This window comes from Paenibacillus sp. 2RAB27, assembly GCF_052115445.1.
Classification (GTDB): domain Bacteria; phylum Bacillota; class Bacilli; order Paenibacillales; family NBRC-103111; genus Paenibacillus_E.
Genome location: NZ_JBFRGR010000104.1, coordinates 1 through 599 on the forward strand (window position 1 = coordinate 1; position 599 = coordinate 599).

Annotated in this window: 1 tRNA gene and 2 rRNA genes; all 3 read right to left on the minus strand. The window is 48.6% G+C overall.

The features are described from left to right. Positions 1–86, minus strand: a 23S ribosomal RNA gene (locus AB4114_RS35815); the annotation flags it as partial. 198 nt (positions 87–284) lie between these two features. Next, a tRNA-Ala gene (locus tag AB4114_RS35820) sits at positions 285–360 on the minus strand. A gap of 126 nt (positions 361–486) precedes the next feature. Then, a 16S ribosomal RNA gene (locus AB4114_RS35825) occupies positions 487–599 on the minus strand; the annotation flags it as partial.

Consider the following 599-nt stretch of genomic DNA (forward strand, 5'->3'; position numbering starts at 1 on the left):
GCTCCCCGAGGCATTTCGTCGTTCGCCACGTCCTTCTTCGGCTCCTAGTGCCTAGGCATCCTCCGTGTGCTCTTTCTAGCTTAACCATTTATAGGGATCTTTGGCCTAAGCCAAAGTCTCTCCTAATTGAAAGAGTTAAAGATTTTTGCGTGACCCTAAGGTCAACACAACCTAAGTTCTTACTTTACGTTTTTGTTTCGTTATCTAGTTTTCAAGGAACAAAATGTTTGCCTTAGTGTCAACAACACCGCCTTATCGGCGGCGGAAGTAAGCAATAAGTTAATTGGTGGAGCCAAGCGGGATCGAACCGCTGACCTCCTGCTTGCAAGGCAGGCGCTCTCCCAGCTGAGCTATGGCCCCATGTTTGATGAACCACTTCATGAGAAGTGTGCAAACTCCATCAAAACTGAACAAATGGAATGAAGTAATCAGCGATTTGTGTACTAAGTACACTTGACTGTGTCTATCAGACACGAGTCTCCATAGAAAGGAGGTGATCCAGCCGCACCTTCCGATACGGCTACCTTGTTACGACTTCACCCCAATCATCTACCCCACCTTCGGCGGCTGGCTCCCTTGCGGGTTACCCCACCGACTTC